16 protein-coding genes are annotated in these 23939 nt (G+C 66.7%); 10 read left to right on the top strand and 6 right to left on the bottom strand.

All coding sequences use genetic code 11. The annotated features are described in order from the left end of the window. The coding region (locus BWR60_RS01530) for an IS256 family transposase (protein ID WP_088149228.1) at positions 1–980 on the bottom strand (980 nt) is incomplete at its 3' end. Between the two features lie 557 nt (positions 981–1537). Here BWR60_RS01530 and BWR60_RS01525 point away from each other — a divergent pair. Continuing rightward, complete coding sequence (locus BWR60_RS01525) at positions 1538–2038, top strand: cyclophilin-like fold protein (protein ID WP_218823277.1); 501 nt, start codon at positions 1538–1540, stop codon at positions 2036–2038. Positions 2039–2306: 268 nt separating this feature from the next. On the opposite strand, the gene BWR60_RS01520 is transcribed toward BWR60_RS01525, so the two are convergent. After that, the gene (locus tag BWR60_RS01520; RefSeq protein ID WP_218823276.1) at positions 2307–5078 is read right to left on the bottom strand and encodes an ATP-binding protein; all 2772 of its coding nucleotides are present in this window, start codon (positions 5076–5078) and stop codon (positions 2307–2309) included. Positions 5079–5354: 276 nt separating this feature from the next. Between BWR60_RS01520 and BWR60_RS01515 the strand changes: the two genes are divergently transcribed. From BWR60_RS01515 to BWR60_RS01485, 7 genes are all read left to right on the top strand, one after another. Continuing rightward, positions 5355–5903, top strand: a complete 549-nt coding sequence (locus BWR60_RS01515) for a GlcG/HbpS family heme-binding protein (RefSeq protein WP_429912997.1) — start codon at positions 5355–5357, stop codon at positions 5901–5903. A 23-nt stretch (positions 5904–5926) separates the two neighbouring features. Further along, the gene (locus BWR60_RS01510) at positions 5927–6982 is read left to right on the top strand and encodes an NAD(P)-dependent alcohol dehydrogenase (protein WP_088149224.1); all 1056 of its coding nucleotides are present in this window, start codon (positions 5927–5929) and stop codon (positions 6980–6982) included. 34 nt (positions 6983–7016) lie between these two features. Further along, positions 7017–7685, top strand: a complete 669-nt coding sequence (locus BWR60_RS01505; RefSeq protein WP_088149223.1) for a type 1 glutamine amidotransferase domain-containing protein — start codon at positions 7017–7019, stop codon at positions 7683–7685. Continuing rightward, on the top strand, positions 7606–8091 hold the full coding sequence (locus BWR60_RS38595) for a putative quinol monooxygenase (protein WP_275542360.1): 486 nt from the start codon (positions 7606–7608) through the stop codon (positions 8089–8091). The genes BWR60_RS01505 and BWR60_RS38595 overlap by 80 nt, the downstream gene beginning before the upstream one ends. Before the next feature lie 52 nt (positions 8092–8143). After that, on the top strand, positions 8144–9520 hold the full coding sequence (locus BWR60_RS01495) for an aldehyde dehydrogenase family protein (RefSeq protein ID WP_088149221.1): 1377 nt from the start codon (positions 8144–8146) through the stop codon (positions 9518–9520). Positions 9521–9671: 151 nt separating this feature from the next. Continuing rightward, entirely contained in the window at positions 9672–10901 is a 1230-nt protein-coding gene (locus BWR60_RS01490) for an MFS transporter (RefSeq protein WP_088149220.1), read from the top strand. A 107-nt stretch (positions 10902–11008) separates the two neighbouring features. Further along, positions 11009–12673, top strand: coding sequence for an FAD-dependent oxidoreductase (locus BWR60_RS01485; RefSeq protein ID WP_144445493.1), 1665 nt, complete (start codon positions 11009–11011; stop codon positions 12671–12673). Positions 12674–12869: 196 nt separating this feature from the next. Here BWR60_RS01485 and BWR60_RS01480 read toward each other — a convergent pair whose 3' ends face one another. Then, positions 12870–13688 carry a class I SAM-dependent methyltransferase gene (locus tag BWR60_RS01480; protein ID WP_088149219.1) on the bottom strand — a complete coding sequence of 273 codons (819 nt, stop codon included), beginning with the start codon at positions 13686–13688 and terminating at the stop codon, positions 12870–12872. Positions 13689–13902: 214 nt separating this feature from the next. Then, positions 13903–15459, bottom strand: a complete 1557-nt coding sequence (locus tag BWR60_RS01475) for an ISL3 family transposase (RefSeq protein WP_088149218.1) — start codon at positions 15457–15459, stop codon at positions 13903–13905. A gap of 365 nt (positions 15460–15824) precedes the next feature. Here BWR60_RS01475 and BWR60_RS01470 point away from each other — a divergent pair, with 365 nt between their 5' ends. Further along, positions 15825–17870 carry a calcium-binding protein gene (locus BWR60_RS01470; RefSeq protein WP_088149217.1) on the top strand — a complete coding sequence of 682 codons (2046 nt, stop codon included), beginning with the start codon at positions 15825–15827 and terminating at the stop codon, positions 17868–17870. Positions 17871–18188: 318 nt separating this feature from the next. On the opposite strand, the gene goxB is transcribed toward BWR60_RS01470, so the two are convergent. Then, positions 18189–19409 (bottom strand): glycine oxidase maturase GoxB, encoded by a 1221-nt coding sequence (gene goxB / locus BWR60_RS01465; protein ID WP_088149216.1) that lies wholly within the window; start codon positions 19407–19409, stop codon positions 18189–18191. Between the two features lie 72 nt (positions 19410–19481). Then, the gene (goxA, locus tag BWR60_RS01460) at positions 19482–21596 is read right to left on the bottom strand and encodes a CTQ-dependent glycine oxidase GoxA (RefSeq protein ID WP_179221586.1); all 2115 of its coding nucleotides are present in this window, start codon (positions 21594–21596) and stop codon (positions 19482–19484) included. Positions 21597–22665: 1069 nt separating this feature from the next. Between goxA and BWR60_RS36150 the strand changes: the two genes are divergently transcribed. Next, entirely contained in the window at positions 22666–22962 is a 297-nt protein-coding gene (locus BWR60_RS36150; RefSeq protein WP_144445491.1) for a hypothetical protein, read from the top strand. The last annotated feature ends 977 nt before the right edge of the window (positions 22963–23939 follow it).

Here is a 23939-nt window from a genome sequence, read left to right as displayed (position 1 = left end):
TGCAGCTTGACCCGGTGCTGGGCCGGGAAGGTCATGTAGGCGAGGACGTCGGTCTCGGCCTCGTCCATCAGACCGGCGAGCTTCGGCACCTTCGGCCGGAGCTGGTCAGYCACTCGGCGCCACTGCTGACGTGCAGCCTCGGCATCGTCCTGGGCGAAGGCGGTGGCGACGAAGGCGGAGACCACGCGCCGGCCGCTTCTGCCGGCATGGGCGAGCGCATTGCGCATGAAGTGCACCCGGCAGCGCTGCCAGGTGGCGCAGAGCACCTTGGCGACCGCCGCCTTGATGCCCTCGTGGCAGTCGGAGATGACCAGCTTCACCCCGCGCAGGCCGCGGCGGGCGAGCTGGCGCAGGAACCCGGTCCAGAAGGTCTCGGCCTCCGACGGGCCGATGTCCATGCCGAGCACCTCGCGGCGGCCATCGGTGTTGACGCCCACCGCGACGATCACGGCGACCGAGACGATGCGGCCGGCCTGGCGCACCTTGACGTAGGTGGCGTCGACCCAGAGATAGGGCCAGTCGCCCTCGATCGGCCGGTCGAGGAAGGCCTTCACCCGCTCGTCGATCTCCTCGCACAGCCGCGACACCTGGCTCCGGGAGATGCCGCTCATGCCCATGGCCTTGACCAGCTCGTCGACCGAGCGGGTCGAGATGCCCTGGATGTAGGCCTCCTGGATCACTGCGGTCAGCGCCTTCTCCGCCATCCGCCGCGGCTCCAGGAACCCTGGGAAGTACGAGCCGCGGCGCAGCTTCGGAATGCGCAACTCCACGGTCCCGGCCCGCGTCTGCCAGTCCCGCTCGCGATAGCCGTTGCGCTGCGCCAGCCGCTCGGCGCTCTTCTCGCCGTAGCCGGCGCCGGTCAGCCCGCCCACCTCCAGCTCCATCAGCCGTTCGGCGGCGAAGCCGATCATCTCCCGCAGCAGATCCGCGTCCGGGGTCTTCTCCACGAGCGTCCGCAGGCTCATCATCTCGTCGGTCATCGGTGGTCCTCCGATCAGGTTGGTTCTCGCAAACCCGACCCTAACGGGAAATCGCCGATGACCACCCATCCCGGCCGCCGGAGCCGTCCCTACACCACTCCCTGGGACACGACCNGATGGGCGTGCAGGATCGCATGCACCTCGTTCTTGATCCGCGTCCGGGGTCTTCTCCACGAGCGTCCGCAGGCTCATCATCTCGTCGGTCATCGGTGGTCCTCCGATCAGGTTGGTTCTCGCAAACCCGACCCTAACGGGAAATCGCCGATGACCACCCATCCCGGCCGCCGGAGCCGTCCCTACACCACTCCCTGGGACACGACCGTACGTGCCGGGTCGGGGCTGCTCCGAGTAGCGTTCTTGATGAGGTTTGACGTCGTCGAAGACTTTCAGGTTCTCCGTGGCGACGTTCGACAGTAGCAGCGTGGAGGCCCGCGCGTCTCATCGACCGATTTCAACGTATCGTTGAATTTGATTTACGCGACTGGAGGCCTCGTCTGTTGCATCTGGGCTTGTCCGTCAGTCGCCTGACACGACCAGTTCGCAAAAGGAACCCAACAATGAACAAACGATCCGTCATGCTGGCTGCGGCGGCAGCGGTGGCACTTGCCACAAGTGGTGCGGCGACGCAGAGCGCGAATGCTGCGCCGGACTCGTCAGCAGATTCACCGTCGAGGAAGCTGAGCGGCAAGAAGATCGAGGTGCATGTCGGCACTAAGAGCTTTGTAGTCGATCTATACGACAACCCGACGGCGGATGATCTTCTGCAACGGCTTCCGCTGACGCTGAAATCCACAAACTATCCTGGCTATGACGAGAAGATCATCAGGCTGGAGCAGCCGCTGTCGATGCAAGGCGCCCCTCCAGGGGATGATCCAAGGATTCCTGAGGTCGGATATTATCATCCTGGTCAGTGGATCGCGCTCTACTACGGCCACATTGGGTATTGGCAGGGCAAGGTGCCGTTAGGGCGCATTCATGCAAGTGTTAGCGACATCGGCGCAATCCCTGAAGATGCCCCGGTACGGATCGTTGGGCTATCGACTGTCCGCCAACAATGAATCGATCCACACCAAGCGTTCTCTGGCTTCTGTCGCTCGGCTTGACCGACTGAGAAGGTCGCGTCTGGCCGTGTCCGCTTTGTCGAGCCGGCTGGCACGGCCGCTGTCGAGCGCGATCCTAAGGTGCGAGCTGACTGGAAAGGGGCGGATATCGCGGGATCGAGGGATGTCCGGAATCGTGCCGCCGCGGCTACGGCTGGATATGGCGCTCCCCGGCCGAGAACGGGCACCGAACCTGGAAACCAGCAGCCGGCCAGCATAGCGATATTCAAAGTGACTCAAGAAGCTTGCGCGCCGCAACTACATCAGTGCTGTGAAAGCTGCTGTCAAACCGCTGATAGGCTGCGGCCAACTGCGCCAGGGCGGCGTCACTGCGACCCGTCTGCAGCGCGAGTTTGGCGTGGCTGGTCGCTGCGCGCAGCTCGAAGCTCAGAGCGCCGCTTTGCTGTGCCACTCGCACCGCCTCCTCGAACGCTCGCCCGGCGCCCGGCGCATCCCCATCGCGCCCTCGAACCAGGCCAAGAACGCGCAGCAATTCGGCACTGCACCAGCGCTCCTCCCGCTGGTCGGCATACTCCAATGCCTCGGCTATGCTGGGGCGGGCGAGGTCGAGACGGTCATGGACCAAAGCCGCCTCCGCGAGCATTGCGAGACGCATCGGAAAATGAGTGCGGAGGTTGCATGCGGCGAGTTCACCGATCGCCCTGTGCATTCTCTCGACTCCGTTGGCATCACCCCGCGCGGCGTCGATCGCGGCTTGGTAGAAGCGTGCGGATGGTGGCCAGGTGTCGATCTGGTGCAGGGCGAGCTTTTCGACGAGCTTTGTCACCTGCTCCTGTGCCAGATCGAGCAAGCCGCACCACAGGGAAACCGGAATCGCTGCCATCGCCAGAGAGTGTGTGTAGGACACGGCATGGTCGAGCGCCGCTCCAGCGTCGACCGCATCCTGTGCCACGCCCAACGCACCACGATGATCTCCTGTCACCCAGGTTGTCACCGCCAGGTAGTTGCGGATGGCGATGAACCGATCGAGCTGGAAGCGTGAGGTGCGAGACCGGTTGGCGATCGTCGCATGCTCGCGGGCGAGGGCCTTGAGGCCCGCATGTCCATGTTCAATCTCGCCGCAATAAAAGCGCGTCGTGAACTCGTGACGGTCCGCGTCCGGAACCGCAGAGCGTTCGCCGGTGGTCTCGATGATCCCGCGAAGCTGGGCGACCGTCGACAGCACATCGCGATGGCGGCCGGCAAAGGCCTGGACGCCGATGAGACCCAAGGTGGTGCGAAGGTGATACTCGACATTGCCGAACTGGTCGGCCATGCGCTGACCTTTCTTTAGAATCGCCTCAACCTCCGCGCCGAGGCTGCTGGAAAAGCAGCCATTAACGGCGTGCGCGGCGACCAGCTTCAGCCTGAGGATCGAATCGCAGGAAGGCAGTCGTTCGGTGGCATCCAAAGCCGCCTTGACGCGCATCCGACATTCGGCGACCGACGAAAATTCATTCCAGAAAGTGACGGCGGACGCGGTCAGCCGCACGCCGAGGTCGACATCTTCTCCAATTGTGAATGCCCAGTCGATGGCCCGGCGCAAGTCATTCGCCCAATGGCCGTAGCGGGCAGTCCAGTCCTCCCGCGTTCTCCAGCTCCAATCATCTTCAGCCGCCTCGAACAGGGTGAGCAGGTAACGGGCATAGCTGGCCATCGCCGCCCGCTGCTCGCCGCCCGCGCGAAGGCGTTCGGAGGCAAAGCTGCGCGTGCTGTCGAGGAGGCGATAGCGCCGGCGTCCGGCGTGATAGCTGACGGACAACAGCGATCTGGCGGCGAGGCTTTCCAGCCAGGTCGCGACATCCTCCGCCGCTGCATGATGGCCGCACACGCCGACCACGTCTTCCAGCACGAATGTGCCGGTGAAGACCGACAGATGGCGCAACAGACGGGCGTCGTGTCCGGGGAGCAGCCTATAGCTCCAGTCCAGCGTCGCCATAAGCGTCATATGGCGGGCCGTCGCGGTGCCCTTCTGCGACGCCAGCGGTTCGAAGCTGTGCTCGAGCAGGCCGAGCAGCTCGGCGGGGCCGTCAACGGACAACCTCGGCGCCGCCAGTTCGATCGCGAGCGCTATTCCGTCTAGGCGCCGGCTGATGGCAGCCAGCACGGGTAGGTCAGCATCGTCCAACCGATAGCCATGGTCCTCCGCGCGTCGCACCAGGAGCTCCACTGCCGGGAAGCTCATCGCCGCCGCGGCGTCCGCTTCGCTCCCCTCGGAAGGGCAGCGAAGCGGCGCGAGACGATAGACCGTCTCCCACCTGCACCGTAGCGGCTCACGGCTCGTCGCGACGACGAGAAGCCCGGGCAGCGCATGATTTAGATGGTCCGCAACGGCCGCTACCGCGCTCAGCACATGTTCGCAATTGTCGAGGACCAGCAGCATATCTCGGCCGCCCAGCGCTTCGGCAAGCCCGGCAAGGACATTGACGAGATTGCTGTCCAGCCCTGCCGCAATGGCAATCGCCGGCGCGACGAGTTGCGGGTCCTCGATCGCCGCGAGGTCGATGAAGCACACGCCATCCTTCAACCGCTCGCCGACTTGCCGTGCCGCCGCGATCGCGATGCTGGTCTTGCCGACCCCCGCCGGCCCGGCGATCGTGAGCAGCCTGGTTTCCGAGAGCGTGTCGACGATCTCCATCGTGACCTCGTCGCGCCCGATCAGCGCCGATGCGACCGGCAACTCCCCCGTACCGCTTCCGGCGGCATTGGGGAGGACCGTTCCGACAGGCGGGCCCAGAACGCGCACCGGCGCGACGAACCGGTACCCGCGGCCAGGCACCGTTGCGATGTAATTTTCATCGGGCTGACTTCGCGGAAGAGCGCGCCGCAGCGCCGCGATATTGACCTTCAGATTGGCCTCGTGGACGAAAATGTTCGGCCACGCGAAGCGGATGAGCTCTTCCTTCCTGACGAGATCGCCGGGCCGCCGCACCAGGGCGTGCAGGAGGTCGAGCGCGCGGGATCCAACATGGATCGGAACGCCACGGTGCAGCAGCAATTGGCGATCCGGAATGAAACGGCATTCGCCAAAGCAGAAAATCCTGCCGTCAGTGCTATCTGACCACGCCATAGTCTGTGCAGCCCCCGACTGCGGGCTTCGCGATTGCGGCCGGACCGCCAAATCGCTTCTTCCCTTCCCACGACCGCTGACGGGGCCCGCAGTAAAGCAATTCCGCAGCCCGCCCCACCTCGATTCTTTTACCGTTTTTTACCACTCGAGAGCCGGCCCCGGTGCTAGTCAATTCCCCTAGCCGAGAAGGCTGGCCTGCGAGCTATGGCAGGCGCCGGTCGATCAAGGAAAGTCTCGCATCTCGCGGACGTGGCTGCAAACGCGGCCATGCGGTGCGCATGCGTGCCTCGAAATGACGGGCATCCGGATCAAAACAGGGCCGCGAATACGATGCCACGCTCCTGCAACACCCTGACGCTTTCAGATGCAAAGCGGATGCTCGAGGCGGGCGAGGCCAAGGCCGCCGCCCTCGGCATCGCCTACAACATCGCCGTGGTGGATGGCGGCGGGGCGCTCGTCGCCTTCATGCGGCAGGACGGGGCCTTGATCGGCAGCATCGACCTCGCCATCGGCAAGGCGATGACGGCCCGTCTGTTCGACAAGACGACCGCCTATCTGGCCGAGCTCGCGCAGCCCGGCGCGCCGCTCTTCGGAATCGCGCAGAGCAATCACGGCAGGGTCGTGATCTTCGGTGGCGGCCTGCCGGTTCGCATCGACGGCGCCATCGTCGGGGCGGTCGGAGCGAGCGCCGGTTCCGTCGAGCAGGACATCGCCGTGGCTGAGGCCGCCGCGGACGCAGTCAGCGACACCTGAACTCTCGAGAGAAGGGGAAGCCCATGAAAGCCGCTCGCATTCTTGAGTACCACAAGCCACTCGTCCTCGAGGACATCCCGGTTCCCGAGATCCAGGCCGACGAGGTGCTGGTCAAGGTCAGGGCCTGCGGGATGTGCCGATCCGACGTTCTGCTGGTCGATGGATTTTTCCAGAACTATGGCGATATCCCGCCGCCAGTGATCCCGGGCCACGAGATCACCGGCACGTTGGAGAAAATCGGCAGCGTCGTTCCAAAGGCCGCAGGCCTGGAGGAAGGCGACCACGTGGTGGTCGCGCCCGGATGGGGCGATGGCGTGTGTCGTCATTGCCAGGTCGGCAACACACATATCTGCCCCAATGTGCGCTGGCCCGGCTTCGGGACCTATGGCGGGTTCGCGGAATACATCCCGGTTCCGGCACGCTACGTGATCAAGGTGGCGAAGCACCTGCAGTTCGAAGAGCTGGCGCCGCTCACCGATGCCGGGCTGACGCCCTATCGCGGCCTCAAGAAGATCCGCGATGCCGGCGGGCTCGGGCCCGACCGGGTGATCGGCGTGTTCGGTGTCGGCGGCCTCGGCGCCTATGCGGTCCAGTATGCCAAGCTGCTCGGCGCCGGCGCGACCGTCGTCGCCTTCGCCCGCAATCCGGACAAGCTGGCGATCGCGAAGAAGTACGGGGCCGACCACATCATCAACATCAAGGGCAAATCCGCCGACGATGTTGGCAAGGAGCTGAAGAAGGCCACGGGGCAGAACAAGCTCGACGCTATCATCGATAGCGTCGGCGCGCCGGAGATGATGCAGCTGGGATTTGCCCTGCTGGCGATCAGCGGCCACTACGCGGATGTCGGCTTCGTGGGCGACCGCATCGATATCCCGCTGTTCCCGCGCGTGTCGGGAGAACAGACCTTCCACGGGTCGTTCTGGGGCAACAACGCCGATCTCAGCGAGGTCATGGCGCTCGCCGCCGAAGGCAAGATCCAGCATACGATCGAGACCATCGGTTTCGATCAGATCAACGAGTACCTGAACCTCCTGCGGGACAACCGCGTCGTCGGCCGGGCCGTGCTCAAGTTCTGACGGCCTGAGCGGGCAAAACCAAAGGAAGAAGACCGTGACCCAGCATGTTCTGTTCATCGTTACCAACGCAGCCGTGATCGGTCCGCACAGTCGAAAGACCGGCTTCTTCTTCGCCGAGGTCGCCCATCCTTTCGACGTGCTCGACAAGGCGGAAATCGCGGTGGAGTTCGCTTCGCCTGCCGGAGGATGGACGCCTTACGACGCCTATGATGAGAAAGACCCCGCCCAGAAGGCGTTTCTCGAGAGCAAGGCGTTTCGCCGGCTGAACCACAGCCGCAGACTGTCCGAAGTGGACGCCGCCGACTACGACGCCATTCTGGTGCCGGGCGGCCTCGGGCCCATGGTCGACATACAGCGCAACGCCGCCGTGCAGAGCGCCATCGTCCGTGCCTGGACCACGGGGAAGCTCGTCGCCGCGGTTTGTCACGGTCCGTGCGCGCTGCTCGGCGTGGATCTCGGTGACGGCACGCCCTTCGTGCGCGGCAAGCGGCTCACGTCGTTCTCCAAGAAGGAAGAATACGACTATGCCCGCGATGACGTCCCCTACGAGCTGGAGGATGCGTTGAGGGCAGAGGGTGCCGACTATTCGTCAGCATCCAACTGGCAACCTCACGTCATCGTCGATGGGCGCCTCATCACCGGCCAGAACCCTGCCTCGGCGGGGCCGCTGGGGAAAGAGTTGCTCACCGCCCTCAAAGGATGAACCGGCCGGATGCGGACTGAAGCTTCGGGCGTGCGATCAGAACCCGCACGCTCGAAGCCTGGCCGCTGAGAGGAGGCCCGCTTGCCCATTTCACCGGGAGCCGCGCGTGACACAGTCTCCGTCCAAGATCACCGCCATCCTGACCGCTCGCCCGGGAAGGAGCGCTGAGCTCAGAGTGCTGCTCGTCGGCATGGCATCGCAGTGCCGGGCCGAACCGGGCAATCTCCGCTGGGACGTCTGGCGCGACTCATCGAATGAAGATCGCTATGTGCTGGATGAGCTGTACCGCGACGCTGCGGCCGTCGAAGCCCATCGAAACTCGCCGCACTATCAAGCCTACCTGGCCAAAATCCCCGAGCTGGCCGATCGGACGGCCGTGGTCTCGGAGGTGGAGGAGGTCGGATAGCTCGGAAGGCGCGGATCGCGGCAACCCTGCCGCTTGGAGAACGAGGACGAGCATGGTCGAGGTTGTGCAAGCGTTTGATCGCGGGCGCATCGCTGAGCTGCCTACGGATGATGCGCCGGCGCTCGAAGCCAAGCTGGCGGCGGCGCGCGCCCGGTTCCAGGATCGCGCCGGGTGGCTGCAGCCGCATGAGCGGATGGCCGTGCTGCACAGGCTCGCGGGCCTGGTCGAAACGCGGCGCGAGACCTTCGCCATGCTGATCGCGCGCGAAGGCGGGAAGCCTTACTCGGACGCGCTGGTCGAGACCGACCGGGCGATCGACGGCATCCGCAATGCCGCGGACCTGCTGCGCAGCCGGGGGGGCGTCGAAATTCCCATGGGCCTGACCCCGGCGAGCGAGAATCGCCGCGCCTGGACGATCAAGGAGCCGATCGGCGTGGTGGCGGCGATCTCCGCCTTCAACCATCCGCTCAACCTCATCGTGCATCAGGTCGCGCCCGCCATCGCTACCGGTTGCCCGGTCATCGTCAAGCCGGCCATGGCGACGCCGCTCTGCTGCGTCGAGCTCGTGAAGCTCGTGCACGATGCGGGGATGCCCGAAGGCTGGGTGCAGACGCTGCTTCCCGAAAGCCGCGATCTCTCCGAATCCTTCGTGACCGATGCCCGCGTCGCGTTCCTCAGCTTCATCGGGTCGGCGGCGGTCGGCTGGCGGCTGCGCTCGATCCTGGCGCCCGGGACCCGCTGCGCGCTCGAGCATGGCGGCGTTGCGCCCGTCATCGTCGACCGTAGCGCCGATCTCGATGCGATCATCGAGCCGATCGCCAAGGGCGGCTACTATCACGCCGGCCAGGTGTGCGTGTCGGTCCAGCGCATCTACGTGCATGCCGAGATCAAGCAGGCCTTCGTCGACCGCTTTGCCGCGCGGGTAGGGCAACTGCGCGTCGGCGATCCGACCCGTGCGGACACCGAGGTAGGGCCCCTGATCACGCCGAAGGAATCGGAGCGGGTCGAAAGCTGGATCGCCGAGGCCGTGGCGGGCGGTGCGCGCCGGATCGGCGGCGAGCGCTTCAGCACGACGACGCTGCAGCCCGCGATACTCGTGGAGCCGCCGAAGGACGCCAAGGTCTCGACGCACGAGATCTTCGGGCCGGTCACCTGCGTCTATGGCTATGACGAGATCGATGAGGCGATCGGCGCCGCCAATTCCCTGTCCGTCGCGTTCCAAGCGAGCATCTTCACGCGTGAACTTGACGTCGCCCTCGATGCCGCCGAACGGCTCGACGCCTCGGCGGTGATGGTGAACGACCACAGCGCCTTCCGCACCGACTGGATGCCTTTTGCCGGCCGGCGCGAGTCCGGCTACGGCGTCGGCGGCATTCCCTACACGGCGCGCGAGATGACCGCGGAGAAGATGATCGTCTTCAAGCGATAGAGCCGGTCGTCCGTTCCGCGGCGCCCCGGCAGTCGGTTGACGAAGCCTGGCGGAGGCGGGGCTTAGGGGATCCGGACGACAGGACATCGGATGAAACGCCGGGCGCCGGTCCGGCGCGGGCTCACACGGGCATCGCGAATGGGAGGCAGGGATGCTGGACAAGGCCTATCGCGGTCAATGCGCCGCTGTGACGGTGCATTGCACGAATGAAGCGGAACAGCGCAAGCGGGGCCTTACACTGTTCGCCCTGGCGCTCGGCAGCTTCTGCATCGGGACCTCCGAGTTCGCAAGCATGGGGATTCTCCAGCTGTTCTCGGCGAGCCTCGGCATCGACATCCCCACGGCAACGAATGCGATTGCGGCCTATGCTTTCGGCGTGGTGATCGGTGCTCCTCTCGTGACGCTGGTGGCGGCGCGGCTGAACCGGCGAACTCTGCTGCTGTGCCTCATGGGGCTGTTCATCCTCGGCAATGTCCTCTCGGCCGTCGCCACGGATCTCGGCATGTTTGCCCTGGCCCGATTCATTAGCGGCATGCCGCAAGGGGCGTATTTCGGCGCCGGTGCCGTGGTGGCCTCGTACATCGTCGGGCCTGGCCACTCAGGCAAGGCGTTCGCGCTGGTCATGACCGGGCTGACCATCGCGACGATCATCGGCTCGCCGCTGGCGACCTTCCTCGGCCAGACTCTCGGCTGGCGGAACACCTATTTCACCGTCGCCGCGCTGGCCGGTCTCGCCTTCCTGGCCCTGTGGATCTGGGTGCCGCGGACGGAGGCGCTGCACGGCGGCCCCGTGGTGCAGGAGTTGGCCTCGCTGCGCCGGCCGGCTGTCTGGGCCATGATGCTCGTCGCGGCGCTCGGTGTGGCCAGCATCTTCGCCGTCTACACCTTCATCGGCCCCTTCGTCACCGATGTGGCAACGCTGGACCAGGTCTGGATTCCGGTCGCGCTGGCGCTGTTCGGCCTCGGCATGACCGCTGGCAACCTGATCGGCGGACGGCTTGCCGATGTTTATCCCGCGCGAGGACTGATCGTGGGCTTCGGCAGCGCCCTGATCGCACTCGCGCTGCTGGCGACCGGCGGAGGCAATGTCTTGATCCTGATGCCGGCGCTGTTCGGCGTCGGCGCGACCATGATGGTCGCCATCCCCACGATCCAGGTCCGCCTGACGCGCTTCGCCCCGGAGGCGCCGACGCTGATGGGGGCCATGAACCTCGCGGCGCTCAATGTCGCCAATGCCATCGGCGCCTGGGCGGGCAGCCTGACCATTGCCGCCGGCTACGGCCTGCTCTCGGCCGTCTGGGCGGGTTTCGGGCTGACCCTTCTTGGCCTTCTCGTCTTCGCGCTCACCCTGCCGAAGGCGCCCCAGCTGGCGCCCGCGTGACCCACAGACTCTGCGGAAAAAGTTGGCTCAGCTGGTTCGCGGCATAGACTGACGCATTGATGCCGGACGATGCCAGCACGAGCACAGGCCGATACGGAGTTCACACCATGGCGATCAGCAACGATCGGCGGGAGCAGACATATCCGACGCTTTCGGCTCTCCAGATCGGCACGGCCCGGCGCTTCGCGAGCGGTGAGCCGCGCCGCTTCGGCCCAGGCGATGTCCTCTATGAGATCGGCACCCGCAACGTCCCCGCTTGGCTGATCCTCGAAGGCTCAGCCGACGCGCTTCAGCGCGGCGCAGCCGGCAGATCGTCGGTGATCGCCACCTACACGCCCGGCCAGTTCACCGGCGAGACCAACCAGCTGTCGGGACACGCGACCCTGGCGTCGGTGGTCGCCGGCGACAAGGGCGTGCTGGCGATCCCCTTTGATGCCCCGCACCTTCGCGCACTTGTCATCGGGTCGGCAGATCTCGGTGAAGCCATCATGCGCGCCTTCATCCTCCGGCGCGTATCGCTGATCGAGGAAGGGCGGATCGGCGGCGCAGGGTCGGTTCTGGTCGGCCGCCGGGACGCAGCCGACATCGTCAGGCTGTCCGGATTCTTGACCCGCAACGGCTATCCCCACGCCATCATCGCCGCCTGCGAGGCCGAGGGGCGCGAGCTGGTCGAACAGCTCGGCATTGCCTCCGAAGATCTGCCGTTGATGATCTGCCCGAATGGCACATTGCTCAGAAATCCGAGCGATGCGGATGCCGCATCCTGTCTCGGCATCATGCCGGATCTCGACCCGAAGAGCGTCTACGACGTGGCGGTCGTCGGAGCGGGGCCGGCCGGGCTGGCCACTGCCGTCTATGGCGCGTCCGAGGGGCTGTCCGTCCTGGTTTGCGATTCACGGGCCTTCGGCGGCCAGGCAGGCGCATCCGCCCGGATCGAGAACTATCTCGGATTCCCCACCGGCATCTCCGGACAGGCTCTGGCGGGCCGGGCCTTCAACCAGGCGACGAAGTTCGGCGCCGAGCTCGCGATTCCGCTGACAGTCGGAAGGCTGTGCTGTCATGGAGCCGATGCGGAGGCCCCATTCTCCCTCGAACTCAGCAACGGATGTACCGCGCGGGCGCGCTCAATCGTGATCGCGTCGGGCGCGCGCTATCGTCGGCCCGACGTTCCCAATGTCGAGGAGCTGGAAGGGGCCGGCGTCTCCTACTGGGCGTCGCCGATCGAGGCGCGCCTCTGTGCCGGAGAGGAAGTGACCCTGGTCGGCGGCGGCAACTCGGCCGGCCAAGCCGTTGCCTATCTCGCGCCGCAGGTCCGGCACCTGCATCTCGTGGTCCGGCGACCGCTCGAGCAGACCATGTCCCGGTATCTGATCGACCGGATCGCGGCGCTGCCCAATGTCGAGCTGCATGTGGGCAGCGAGATCGTCGGCTTGCACGGCGATCGGGAGACCGGCCTGACCGGCGCCACCTTCCGTGACGCGCGGACCGGCGAGACTGAGGAGTGCGCGTCGCGCCACCTCTTCCTGTTCATCGGCGCCGATCCCAATACAGGCTGGCTCAACGGCTGCGTCGCGATCGACGGGAACGGCTTCGTCCTCGCGGGGGACCGTGCCGGCGATGGCGAGCGGCTGCCGCTGGAAACGAGTTGCCCTGGCATCTTTGCCGTTGGAGACGTCCGTGCCGGCTCGACCAAGCGGGTCGCCGCCGCCGTCGGTGAGGGTGCGGCCGTCATTGCGCAGATCCATTCCTTCCTGGCACGAAATCAGGAGTGACTCCGGGGATTGAGCCGGCTGCCGTCACGTCCGCTTCGGGAGCCGACCGCAGTGGCCGGTTTGGGCGCATCCTTGTCGCCTCGGCGTGGCCGAGATGGCTGAGAAACTACGGTTTTGGGCAATGTCCGGTTTCGGGGCGACACGGAGATGTCTCGTTATGGCGCAGCCGAGACGGTCGACAGTGGCCCCTCCCTGGTTAAGTCTTCTGGCTGAGGAACAGCCCCATCTCCGTCCGGACCTCCAGCACGCCGCCCGCTTGCCCGAAGGCGCGGTCGATGGCTTCGCGGAAGGACTTCTGCTGACGCTCGCTGGCGGTCTCGCCCGGTGGAAAGGACGTCAGCGCCAGGAACATGTCCTCGGGATCGGTGATCCGGAGGCTCGCCGGATGCCGGGACCAAGCCACGTTGCCGAACTGCGACCGCATCAGCCGCTCGGCCGTGTCGAAGCCGAAGATCGTGGCCATCGGCTCGGACGGGGCGCCTCCGAACACTGTCGTCAGCTCGTATAGCTCGCGCATGTTGCCGGCGCCGTTGGTGGTGACCGCCAGGACACCGCCGGGCTTGAGCACGCGGGCCATCTCCGCGACGCCGGCGGCCGGATCGGTCACGTGATACAACATGTGCATCGCGACAACGGCGTTGAAGCTGCCGTCATCGAAAGGCAGGGCCGCCGCGTCCGCTTGCCGGCCCGCGACCGAACCGAACGGCAGCGGCCGGCACCGGCCCGTCGCCTCCTCGACCATGCCGGGCGACTGATCGGCCAGGGTCAGAGCAAGCTGGTCCGGCAGCCTGTCCGCCACCGAGGCCCAGAACCAGCCCGGGCCGCAGCCGATGTCGAGCACATGATCGCCGGCCCTGAAGGGTAGCTGCTGCGCCACCCAGGCGAACCACGATGTCTCGGCTACCGTGTATTCCCGATGCAGGCGCGCCCGCGCCGCGAGCTTCCGACTGTCGCCGTACTGCCTGGCCATGCCTGCGGTCGCGGATGGCTCGCCGCCCCGGTCGTTGTCGCTCATGGAGCCTCGCTCAGCTGTTGCAGGCGAGCCTATGCGCCGGCCGGGCGGGTGGCAATCTTGGGGCGGCAGCGGACCTTCGCGCTTGGGTGGGCGAACTCAGCAATGGGGCGGAGCCGGCCGTGTCCGGTTTGGAGAGGCCGGTGCAGAGTCCGCATATGGCGCCTCACAGCCGGCGGAGAAAAAGGGGCTCTGACGCAGTTTTGATGGAGCTTGGCTAAGTGGTGCCGATGACCCTGGCCTGGAGAAGGTCGATATGCCCGCGGCCGTACATCTGGCGTTTCGCGAGCTTGAGCTTAGTGATCTGACCCTCGGTCTGTCCGTTCGACCACGGCGAGGTGATGGCGGCACTGACCGCCGCCCGGTCCTTTGTGACGCCGCGGGCGAAGGCAGCGACCAGGCTCGAGCCGGCCCGTTCCAGCCAGGGCTCAAGATCGGCCAGCGACTTCTTGCGGATCATGTTTTGGAAGGCGGCGATGATGCTCCGCACCTCGACCAGCTGTGGAACGTCGCTTTCGATCGCCGCGACGGTGACGGTCTCGGATTTGGAGAGGCTGTCACGGCCGATGGTCATGAGACGCGCGATAGTGCGCGCCGAGGGAGCGCCGCTCAGGGCATTGCCGTCGACCTGTTCAGCCCGGCGGCGGCGGGCAGACCACTCGGCCACGACGCGAAGGCACCCGCGGAAGCCTTGGCTCTTGAGGTGCCGCCACAGCTCTGCGCCATTGCGTTGTCCGGCCGCCCACTGGGCGTCGAGCCAGGGCAGATAGAGCTCGAGCGAGCTCTCCCGGACGCGAAAGACGTCGGAGCGCTGGCCACGCAGCACCCTGCAGACCAGATTGCGGCTGTGCCCGGTGCGGCGCACGATCTCCTTGATCGTGACGACATCCCTGGCCAGCCCGAGAATGGCGGCGTTGGTGTCCTCGCGGCGCAGGTACCCCTCATATTGGATCCGCTCGGCGGCGGTGAGCAGGTCCGGATCGATCGTGGCGGCGCCGATCGCGGCGCGGATCTGCCGCATGGACTTCCGCACCGCGTCGAGGAAGGCCCGGCTGGCGTTCTCCACCAGGTGCCAGCGGTCGGCGACCTGGGTGGCCTGCGGCAGCGCCTTGGCCGTGGCCACGGCGTAGCCACCACCGCGGTCGCGGGCGACGACGGCGATCTGCGGCTGGTCCGAGAGCCAGGCCTGTGCCGGCGCCGGCTCGCGGTCAGGCAGCAAGGCGATGGTCTTGCGCCGCTCCAGGTCGCAGATGATGGTCCCGTAGTGCTGGTTGCGGCGCCACGCCCAGTCGTCGATCCCGATCACGGTCGGCGGGATGAGGCGTGAGCCGCCGTGCCGGCGCACGACGCGCAGCAACGTGTCGTTGCTGACCGGCAGCCTCAGCCTCCTCGCCAGGCCAGCTGCCGGCCGCCCGCCCAGCGCGAGGCCGAGGTGGCGGATGATGTGATCGAGGCGGGCGGTCCGCCGTGCCCACGGCGCCAGCACCGCCGCGTCGAACCGCTCGGCGAAGATCCGCCGCCTGCACAGCATCGCGTCGCAGTGGAACTGTCGCGCCAGCACCACCAGCCGGACCAGTTTGCCGGCCATGGGCGGCTCGGCCAGACGCCGGCGATATCGGCTGTGGACCCGCCTGCAGATCGCCCCGCAATCGGGGCAGGCGTTCGCCTTGTTCCCGGCGCGGACGGTGATCAGCAGGCCCGCGGCATCGCAGATGGCGTCATTCACCACGAAGCCGCGCGGCACCAGGGTCGATGGCCGGAGAGCATTTCGCATGATGTTGATTCCCCTCGTGAAACCAACATCAGCAGACTCCCTAATCCCATCAAAATTGAGTCAGAGCCCTTATTCCATGCCGATTCACAGCTGCGAACGTCTCATCGAGTATATTCTCCGTTTCATCGAACAGACATCGCCCTCGAACGGCCTACACTGCCATGATCGCAAATGCGGAGCGTCACGGCGGGGACCATCGACCGCGTCGCGCGGCGGGGGGGGCGATCGAAGCGCAGTCCATCAGCGGGGCGGCAGTACGGCGGAGACCCTCGCGGCGAGAAGATCACCAGCCGCGACGCGGGGGCAGTGACGGTCGGAAATGCACGGTCGGCTCGCATATAGGTACACTTTCAGGGGAATGTCCCATGGCCACCTTCACCGGCTCCAACCGCGCCGAAGTCCTGCCGGATCTCATCATCGGTCCCGTCCAGGGCATCGGAAACGACTTTGTCGATTCGCTGGGCGGTGATGACATCGCCATCGGCTGGTCGGGCGATGACGTGATCCGTGGTGGCGCCGGGGCCGACGTCATCATCGGCGGCCTGCTGAATGCGGCCGGCATCATTACCCTGTCAGGCATCGATGCGGCGGACTACACCACCTCGGTCGATGGCGTGACCATCGACCTGTCGGTGCTGGTCAACCTGACGCTGCCGCTGCTGGGCATCAACCTGCAGCTGACCGGCGCGTCGCAGGGCTTCGGCGGCGATGCCCAGGGCGATTATCTGGTCGGCATCGTCAACCTGATCGGCTCCAATACCGGCGACGACAATCTCACCGGCAGCGCGGCCGCCGACACCCTGGACGGCCAGGGCGGCGACGACAGGCTCGACGGCCAGGGCGGGAATGACATCCTGCTCGGTGGCGACGGGAACGACGTCCTCATCGGCGGCGGCGGCGCCGATTCGCTGCAGGGCGGCGCCGGCTTCGACACGGCGGACTATTCCGGCTCAGTGGTGTCGGTCAGGGTCAACCTGACCACCGGCACCGGCTCCGGCGGCCAGGCCGACTCCCAGGGCGACACCCTGACCGGCATCGAGCGCCTGATCGGTTCGCCCGGCGACGACGTCCTCGACGGGTCGGCCGGCGACGACACCCTCAGCGGCGCCGCCGGGGGCGACATCCTCAACGGCAATGGCGGTGTCGACACGGCCGACTATTCCAACTCGCGCGACGGCGTGACCGTCGACCTGGCGGCCCGCGCCGGCTACGCCGGCGACGCCCGGGGTGATTTCCTGGACGAGATCACGAACATCACCGGCAGCGCCTTTATCGACTACCTCTACGGCGACGCGTCGAACAACACCATCCTGGGCCTCGACGGCGCCGACGTCATCCGCGGCGGCGCCGGCGCAGACACGATCGACGGCGGCGACGGACCGGATTTCGCCAACTACCAGGGCTCGTCGGCCGCGGTGAACGTCAACCTGCTGGCCAATGTCAATACCGGCGGCGACGCGGCCGGCGACACGCTGGTCAACATCGAGCACCTGTACGGGTCGAGCTTCGACGACACGCTGACCGGCGAAAGCGGCCGCAACATCATCGGCGGCGAGCTCGGCGACGACACGCTCGTCGGCAATGGCGGCGATGACAGTCTCTCGGGCGAGGCCGGCGACGACAACCTCGACGGCGGCGACGGCAGTGACCGGCTCGTCGGCGGCGACGGCATCGATACCATCCATGGCGGGATCGGCAACGATTCGATCGATGCCGGCACCGGCGACGACATCGTCTTCGGCGACGACGGCAACGATAGCATCGTCGGCGGCGCGGGCGACGACCGGCTCGACGGCGGCGCCGGCCACGACTATATCGAGGGCGGCGCGGGGGCCGATACCATCGTCGGCGGTACCGGCATCGACACCGCGTCCTATGCGGGTTCCTCCTCGGGAGTGACCATCGACCTGCAGGCCGGCACCGGCACGGGCGGCGACGCCCAGGGCGACACGATGACCGGGATCGAGCAGGTGTACGGATCGGCCTTCGCCGACAGCCTGAGCGGCGATGCGGGCAACAACGGCCTCTGGGGCGGGGCCGGCAACGACACGCTCCAGGGTGGGGTCGGCGCCGACCTGCTGAAGGGCGGGACCGGCAACGACACCTTCCTCTACACCAGCGTCGGCGAGAGCACGGTGGCGGCGTCGGGCAAGGACACGATCGCGGACTTCTCGACCGGCGACCACATCGACCTGTCGGCGATCGACGCCGACGGCAACAGCGGCAACGGCGACACCGCCTTCACCTTCGGCACCGGCGCCTTCACCAGCCATGCCGGCGAGCTGCGGGTGGTCGATTTCGGCGACGGCCGCCAGGGCGTCTATCTCGACACGAATGGCGACAGGCAGCCGGATTCGATCATCACCGTGTACGCCGACCATGCGCTGACCGCCGCGGATTTTGTACTGTAGCGGTCCTCGAGCCGGGCGCGGCAAGCGCTCGGCTCTCTGGGCCGCCTCCGCGGAAGAGCGGCGGCACTGACGATCGGGGCGCCCGGTTCTTGGACGAGGGCGGCGCAATTCCACGAGTTGGGCGCGCTGTCGGATCATCGAGGCGCTGCTGCCCTGGTTCGCCTGTCCCCTTCGGGACTGGTCGCTGCGGCCGCTTTTTGGCATTCGAATGACACGGAATCAACCGGGCGAGCTTGACGCCGGCCGACCGTTCCGATGTCCGGTTCTGAAATGTCCTCGCGGCTCCCGCTTTTGGCGCACCCCAGCCTGGCGGAGGTGTCAGCGAAGCGCGATGAGCGGCCACCTAGTGGATGAAGGAGAAAGGCGAAGTCTGCCCTTTTCAACTCCCGTTGAGAGCGGAGCAGGAGCCCCGATGTCGGCGGGATCATGGCTGGCCGCCCGGCGGCGCCAAAAGGTATGGTCGGCAAAGCGCGGCTCGGCCGCGTAAAGGCGGCTTCGGGCGGCCAGGAAGTCCTGGACGCCGCCAGCAACAGCGGCGGCGTAGCGGGCGAGCGGGGCCAGGTCGCCAGCCACGGACGCAACGGCGGCCTCGGCGGCGGCGATTGCGGTCCAGAGCGCGGTGGTCATGCCGTGAGAGGAGAGCGGGTCGAAGGCGGCGGCGGCGTCGCCGAGGGCGGCCCAGCCGGCGCCCTCCGCCCGCCCGGCCGCCGGCGCCAGCCAGGTCGTGCCGGCGGAGGCGAGGCGAGGGGCCACCAAGCGGAAGCCGGCCTCGTCGATCCAGCGGCCGACATGGCGACTCTCGGCCGTCAGGGCCGCGAGAGCCTCGGCGCCGCGGGTTGCCTCGGGAGGCAGCAGGTCGGGGTCGCTGTACCAGTTGAGCGCCAGGCGGCCATCGGCCAGCAGGGCGGCATACCACCAGCCGTCGGGCGCCGATTCTATCAGGGTCGCCCGGGTCGGCACGACCGGGCTCGCCGGATCCTGCTCGAGGAAGGCCCACAGCGCGGCCAGGCGATCGGCGCGGAAACGCCGGGCCTGGCTCCGCGCGACGACCGCGGTCCGGCCGCTGGCGTCGAGCAGAAAGCCGGCCGTGAGGTCGGCTCCGCCGGCGTAGAGCCGCCAGAGCCCGTCCGCAGTCTCGGCCACCTCTAGCGCGGCCTCGATGCGGCGGGTGCCAGCGTCCAGTGCCCGCGCCGCCAAGTCGCGCTCGAAGGCCGGGCGGTCGAGCACCGCGCCGGGGCCCTCCAGGTGGACGATGGCATTGCGCTCGGCGAGATGCGGCCCGCCCCAGGCTGAGAGCACGGCGTTGGCTGGCCGGTGCCCTGGTGCCGCCAACAGGTCGAGGGCGCTGAGCTTGGCGAGCAGCGGCCGCGCCGCCGGCGCCAGATGCTCGCCGGGCTTGTCGTCGGGATGGGTGGTCCCTGGGACACCGGCCGCGATCCAAATCGGCGCGTGGCCGAGCTGGGACAGGCGCAGGCAGGCGGCGGCACCGGCAATGCCGCCGCCGATGACGGCGACGGGTGCGGTCGCAGGGGCTGTCACGGTACGCGGCGGCAGGGCCGGGGTGAGTTGCCCTGCGACAGGCTCAGCGGGAAGTGCATGGGCGGCGCCCCCTCATCTCGGCAACATACCATCGGGCGGCTGCCAGTCGAAGCGGAACTCCATGGTGTCGGAGCGGCCGACCTCGACGTAGAGGGTGTCGGGGATGCCCTCGGGGCGGCCGGGGTCGGTCGGGCCCGGGCGGCTGACCACGAAGCCCATGCGCTCCCACAGGCTGATCATGTTGGTGATGCCGTCCCAGTAGCTGGCGTTGGCGTGATAGCCGATGCCGGCGATGCCGCGCGACCAGGCGACCCGACTGTGGAAGAATTTCAGCCGCTCCTCGGCCGAGAGGTCTGTGCGCAGGAGCTGGCGGTAGTAGACCTCGGGCAGCACGTTGATCGGCAGCAGGGCCGGCCACCAGACCGCGGTCGGGAAGTTCTCCTGCAGCAGCACTTGCTGGCAGGAGAAGGCGTCGCATTGCCAGGGCAGGCCCATCCAGCGGGTGAGGTCGCCGGCCATCTGCGGGCCGATCGGCGGCGGCACGGTCCCGCTGCCCTCGAAGGCCTTCTCGGGGGTCAGCAGGCGTCCGACGGTCTGGACCAGGCTGCTGCGGTCGCCGTGAGCGATGCGGAAGGGCTCGGCCTCGGGGTCGCGCTGGCGCGCATACATCGGCGCGAGGCGCAGGTAGTAGGTGAGTTCGACCCCGGGATGGAAGGCGCCGCCCGAGCAGGGCTCCAGCGCCGCCTCGGTCAGCGCCGCCGGCTGCAGTTCGACCGGCAGGTCCTCCAGGGCCGCGATGGCATCGGACTTCGAATCCTCCAGGTCGTCGACGAAGTCGCCAGCGGCCCAGTCCTTGAGGTGCTGGTACTGCAGCTTGGGAAATTGGAACCACTGCAGCGGGCTGCCGTCGTAGTTGACGCCGTCGCCCAGCATGTAGGGGATCTTCAGCCGCTGGCGCCGGAAAGCGTCGGGGGCCTGGTCGTAGGGATCGCGGAACTGCGCCAGGATCTTCTCGCGGAAGGGCCTGTTGGCCAGGCTCGGGTCGGCCAGGCGCTTGATGAAGGCGGGATCGGCGAAGTCGCCGACCTCCAGCCAGCCCTGGCGCAGGTCGGCGGCGGTGGTCACCCAGTCCATCAGCGCGACCCGGCGGAAGGTCGGATAGACGTGTCGGCGGAACGACAGCGGCAGGGCCGGCGGCTGGCTCCAGCCCTGCTCGACATTGAGGTTCTCGATGACGTCGTGGAGCGTGGCGATCGGCGGGATCTCGGGCGCGAAATGCGGTCCGACGCAGGCAACCCAGGAGGGCTCGGCCGTCAACCTGCGCCCGTCGGCCAGGGTGACCTCGGCGGTCACCGGCCCGTCGCACCAATCGTCGTGCCAGCCGTCGTTGTCGGCGAAAGAGGTGATGCCCGCACCGGCCGGCGAGTTCGACTTGCCGTCCGGCGGCACGACCAGCAGGCGTCCGGCCGCGTCGGTCCTGAGCTCGCCCAGGCCGACCTCGACCTCGTCCCAGAAGCGGCCGACGAAGCGGTGGAGCGGATCGCCGCCGCCCTCGTTGACCGAGGTGCCGGCGATGGTCTTGCTGCCGCCGTCGATGACCAGCATGCGCTCGCGATCGGCATCGTCGACGAAGTACTGGTTCCTCATCTGACCCGGCAGGGCGGGCGCCAGCTCGCCGTTGTCGAGCGGGTTGTTGAAGCCGTACCAGGCTGCCTTGGTGTTGGCGAGACGCACGCTCCAAGCCAGACGTTCGACCCCGGCCGTGCCGCCGGTCAGTTCGCCGATTACCCGGTCCTGGGCATCGAAGGCGTAGATCCGGAAGCGCTGGACCTGTTTCTTGACCCGCCTGTCGCCGTCCTTGAAGCCACCTTCCGGCTGCAGCGCCAGGCCCGGCACCTCGGGCGCCAGGAACCACTGCCGGCTGCCGCCCACCCGGCAGATGCCGATCGCCGGATAGATCCGGACCTTGGCGGTCTCCGCCCCGTTCGGCGCACGCTCCGCGCCTGTCGCGGAAACCGCCGCCTTGGCCGGCCAGGGACAGCCCGCCAGCAGCGCACCGGCCGCCGCCCCCGCCAGGAAGTCGCGGCGCGTCACGCTGTCTCCACGGCCCACGGTCTGCGCGATCTGCTCCTGTGCGCTGGCGTTACCGGAAACGACTAGATCGAGCTTCTCAATGGGGGCCGGCATTTTCCTCTCCTCTTCCACGATCACTACGGCCTCCCGCGGGAGGTGGATCTCTCACATCATGGCGTGCAACGGGACAGCCCTGCCCCTGCACTGCGTGTCAGGTGGCTCTTGCTCTGGCTGCGATGGGCTCGGCACCGCCCAGCGGGCGGCGACTCCTTTGTTGTGCAGTTCGCGAAGATGCGGACGGCCAGCGGGAATTGAGGGGTGTCATTATGGGGGGGGGCGAAATTATAATTGATAATCCGAATATTTTTGATCTCAACAGATGCAATTGTAAAGTTCTTCGATGTGAATTACACGACAAAGAAAGATATAGAGATAGATTGATTTTTCGATGTTTTTTCATTGGATGTTTCCGAATCCTCGCGAGATAGATCGCATTTCGGAGAATGTGGAATCCATACGGTGGCGATCGTGGAGGCCCAGTCGCGCTAACTGCAAATGGTGCCCTTCAGCCACGTCACTTCAGCAGGAAAAAATCGAACCCGACCATGGTCGCTGTCGGGATTCCAATGTGATGGCCGGTTCTGGTCACTCCCACTGATCCAGACTGGGCGGAAAGGGGCGAATCGGCTGAGTTCGCCGATGTCCGGTTCCGGGCAACCGGCGCAGCGGCCGGAATTGGCGCTCCCGAACCGCGCCGACTCGGCGGGAACGGGAACGGACCTTCCCCACCGCCGGAGGTCCGGTTGGCTGGTCGAGATGACGGGGAGTCGCACCCACCGCACCTATGTCGCTCGGGACCTGGCCGTTCTCGGCATCGCCGTGATGCCTGGCGCGCCACCGGCCGCCACCGGGCCACGTTGCAGAGGAGCAGCCGGCGATCATCCCTCCCTGCCGAGCGCAAGGCGCCGCCCGAGGTGGACTACACGGAGGTGCTTTCCGATCTGCGCATGGTGGAGAGCCGGATCGAGGCGCTGTTCGCCGAGCTCGGCCTCGGTCCCCGCCGCGACCGCAGCGGCGTCAATTGACCCGACAGCCCGGGCGCGGATATGGTCACTGATATATCAACGGGGGTCTGTAAAAATATCCGAGAATTTAGTGTAAACTCCTGCAGCCGGAGGCGAGAATGCCAGATGGATACAAGGTAGAGCTGATTTCGGAAGTCGATCCGTCCATTCGGACCAAGCTCGCTATCATTCTAAAGCAAAATATGTGGGCACGTGGCGACGTAGAAATGCTCGGAGTCGACGTAGGACAATATTTGGCCGAAGGTGGGTCGGCTGAGCTGCTTGGCCAACTCGGTTCGTCGTCCGCCCGGATCGTGCTGGAAGGATTTCCGGGGGCGGAAGGCACAGGAAAGAAGGTCTACCGGAAGGGGCGGTTTCCGGAGGGTCCACTGAAATGGCTCGCCACGGAAGAGTGACCGCAGAAGGTTTGCTGACGGCAAGGCACAGAACCCGTCGCATCAGCGCTGCGCTTGCTCGCTCGAAGCCGGCTCGCCGAGTTTGGACTCGGCCGACGGATCGCGCTGGTGCGCGGGGATGTCATTTGAAGTGATTTCACGGGCAGGAATAGGGCCCTGGCGAGATTGTGTCTATCTTGGAGACAAAGGCGAAGAGTTGAGCGTCACTCATCGCAATCGGAGGTAAAGATGGCAGGGTTATACAAGGTGCATCTGATTTCGGGTGTCGATTCGAGAATTCGCACAACTGTCGTCGTCGCGCCACGGCAAAACGCATGGCAGGCGACCCAGAGAGAGATGTTAGATGCCGAGGGCGGACCGTGCCAAATCCAGGAACATACCGCGTTGCTCTACTGCGAGTCCGGTCAGCCGCAAGACCGGATCATTCTAAGCGGATTTCCGGGGCAGCGAGGGGAGGGACTCAAGGAATATGCGGTCGGACAGTTTCCGGAGGGCCCGCTGACATGGCTCGCAACTTAGAAGTGATGCCCGAAGGTCTGCCAAAGGCAGTTCTGGTGATCCGTGGCGCCGGCGAGGCCCTGGGCCGGTGATTGCCGTCCTGACGATCGTCCGCTAGTCGGGACGCCAATTGACCGTTCGGACGCTGTGAATGATCGCGCCGGACGACATCAAAGACATCGGAAAGCGCCTCCCGGTGGCCTGGGCGGTGACGCTGGCCTTCCCGGCCGCGCAGGCCGCCGGCGATCACGCCGACGGTCGCGGGCTGGAGCAGCCCGACAGCAATCCAGCGCCCGACATTCGACCCGAGCGGCCCGCCCCACTGCCGATCTGCGCACGCGCAGTTATATTTCGTCACATAATGTCAATGATTTCCCCGGAAGGAATTCGATGGCGCGGCTCGCTATCTCGCCGCCTTCGCCCTGGGGATGATCGTTGGCACTGCGATCATCAATATCGCTCCGCCGTCCACGCCGTAG

It is taken from the genome of Inquilinus limosus (assembly GCF_002195995.1).
Lineage (GTDB): Bacteria > Pseudomonadota > Alphaproteobacteria > DSM-16000 > Inquilinaceae > Inquilinus > Inquilinus limosus_C.
Note: the sequence above shows the minus strand (reverse complement) of the source record. Positions and strands in the feature narration are given on the sequence as shown.

What these genes read in the sequence shown, in the direction of transcription:
- BWR60_RS01485 (WP_144445493.1), top strand. Translation starts at nt 11,009, where the DNA reads ATGGCGATCAGCAACGATCGGCGGGAGCAGACATATCCGACGCTTTCG.
- BWR60_RS01480 (WP_088149219.1), bottom strand. Translation starts at nt 13,688, where the DNA reads ATGAGCGACAACGACCGGGGCGGCGAGCCATCCGCGACCGCAGGCATG.
- BWR60_RS01470 (WP_088149217.1), top strand. Translation starts at nt 15,825, where the DNA reads ATGGCCACCTTCACCGGCTCCAACCGCGCCGAAGTCCTGCCGGATCTC.
- BWR60_RS01495 (WP_088149221.1), top strand. Translation starts at nt 8,144, where the DNA reads ATGGTCGAGGTTGTGCAAGCGTTTGATCGCGGGCGCATCGCTGAGCTG.
- BWR60_RS36150 (WP_144445491.1), top strand. Translation starts at nt 22,666, where the DNA reads ATGCCAGATGGATACAAGGTAGAGCTGATTTCGGAAGTCGATCCGTCC.
- goxA (WP_179221586.1), bottom strand. Translation starts at nt 21,596, where the DNA reads ATGCCGGCCCCCATTGAGAAGCTCGATCTAGTCGTTTCCGGTAACGCC.
- BWR60_RS01510 (WP_088149224.1), top strand. Translation starts at nt 5,927, where the DNA reads ATGAAAGCCGCTCGCATTCTTGAGTACCACAAGCCACTCGTCCTCGAG.
- BWR60_RS01525 (WP_218823277.1), top strand. Translation starts at nt 1,538, where the DNA reads ATGAACAAACGATCCGTCATGCTGGCTGCGGCGGCAGCGGTGGCACTT.
- BWR60_RS01515 (WP_429912997.1), top strand. Translation starts at nt 5,355, where the DNA reads ATGGCAGGCGCCGGTCGATCAAGGAAAGTCTCGCATCTCGCGGACGTG.
- BWR60_RS01490 (WP_088149220.1), top strand. Translation starts at nt 9,672, where the DNA reads ATGCTGGACAAGGCCTATCGCGGTCAATGCGCCGCTGTGACGGTGCAT.
- BWR60_RS38595 (WP_275542360.1), top strand. Translation starts at nt 7,606, where the DNA reads ATGGGCGCCTCATCACCGGCCAGAACCCTGCCTCGGCGGGGCCGCTGG.
- BWR60_RS01475 (WP_088149218.1), bottom strand. Translation starts at nt 15,459, where the DNA reads ATGCGAAATGCTCTCCGGCCATCGACCCTGGTGCCGCGCGGCTTCGTG.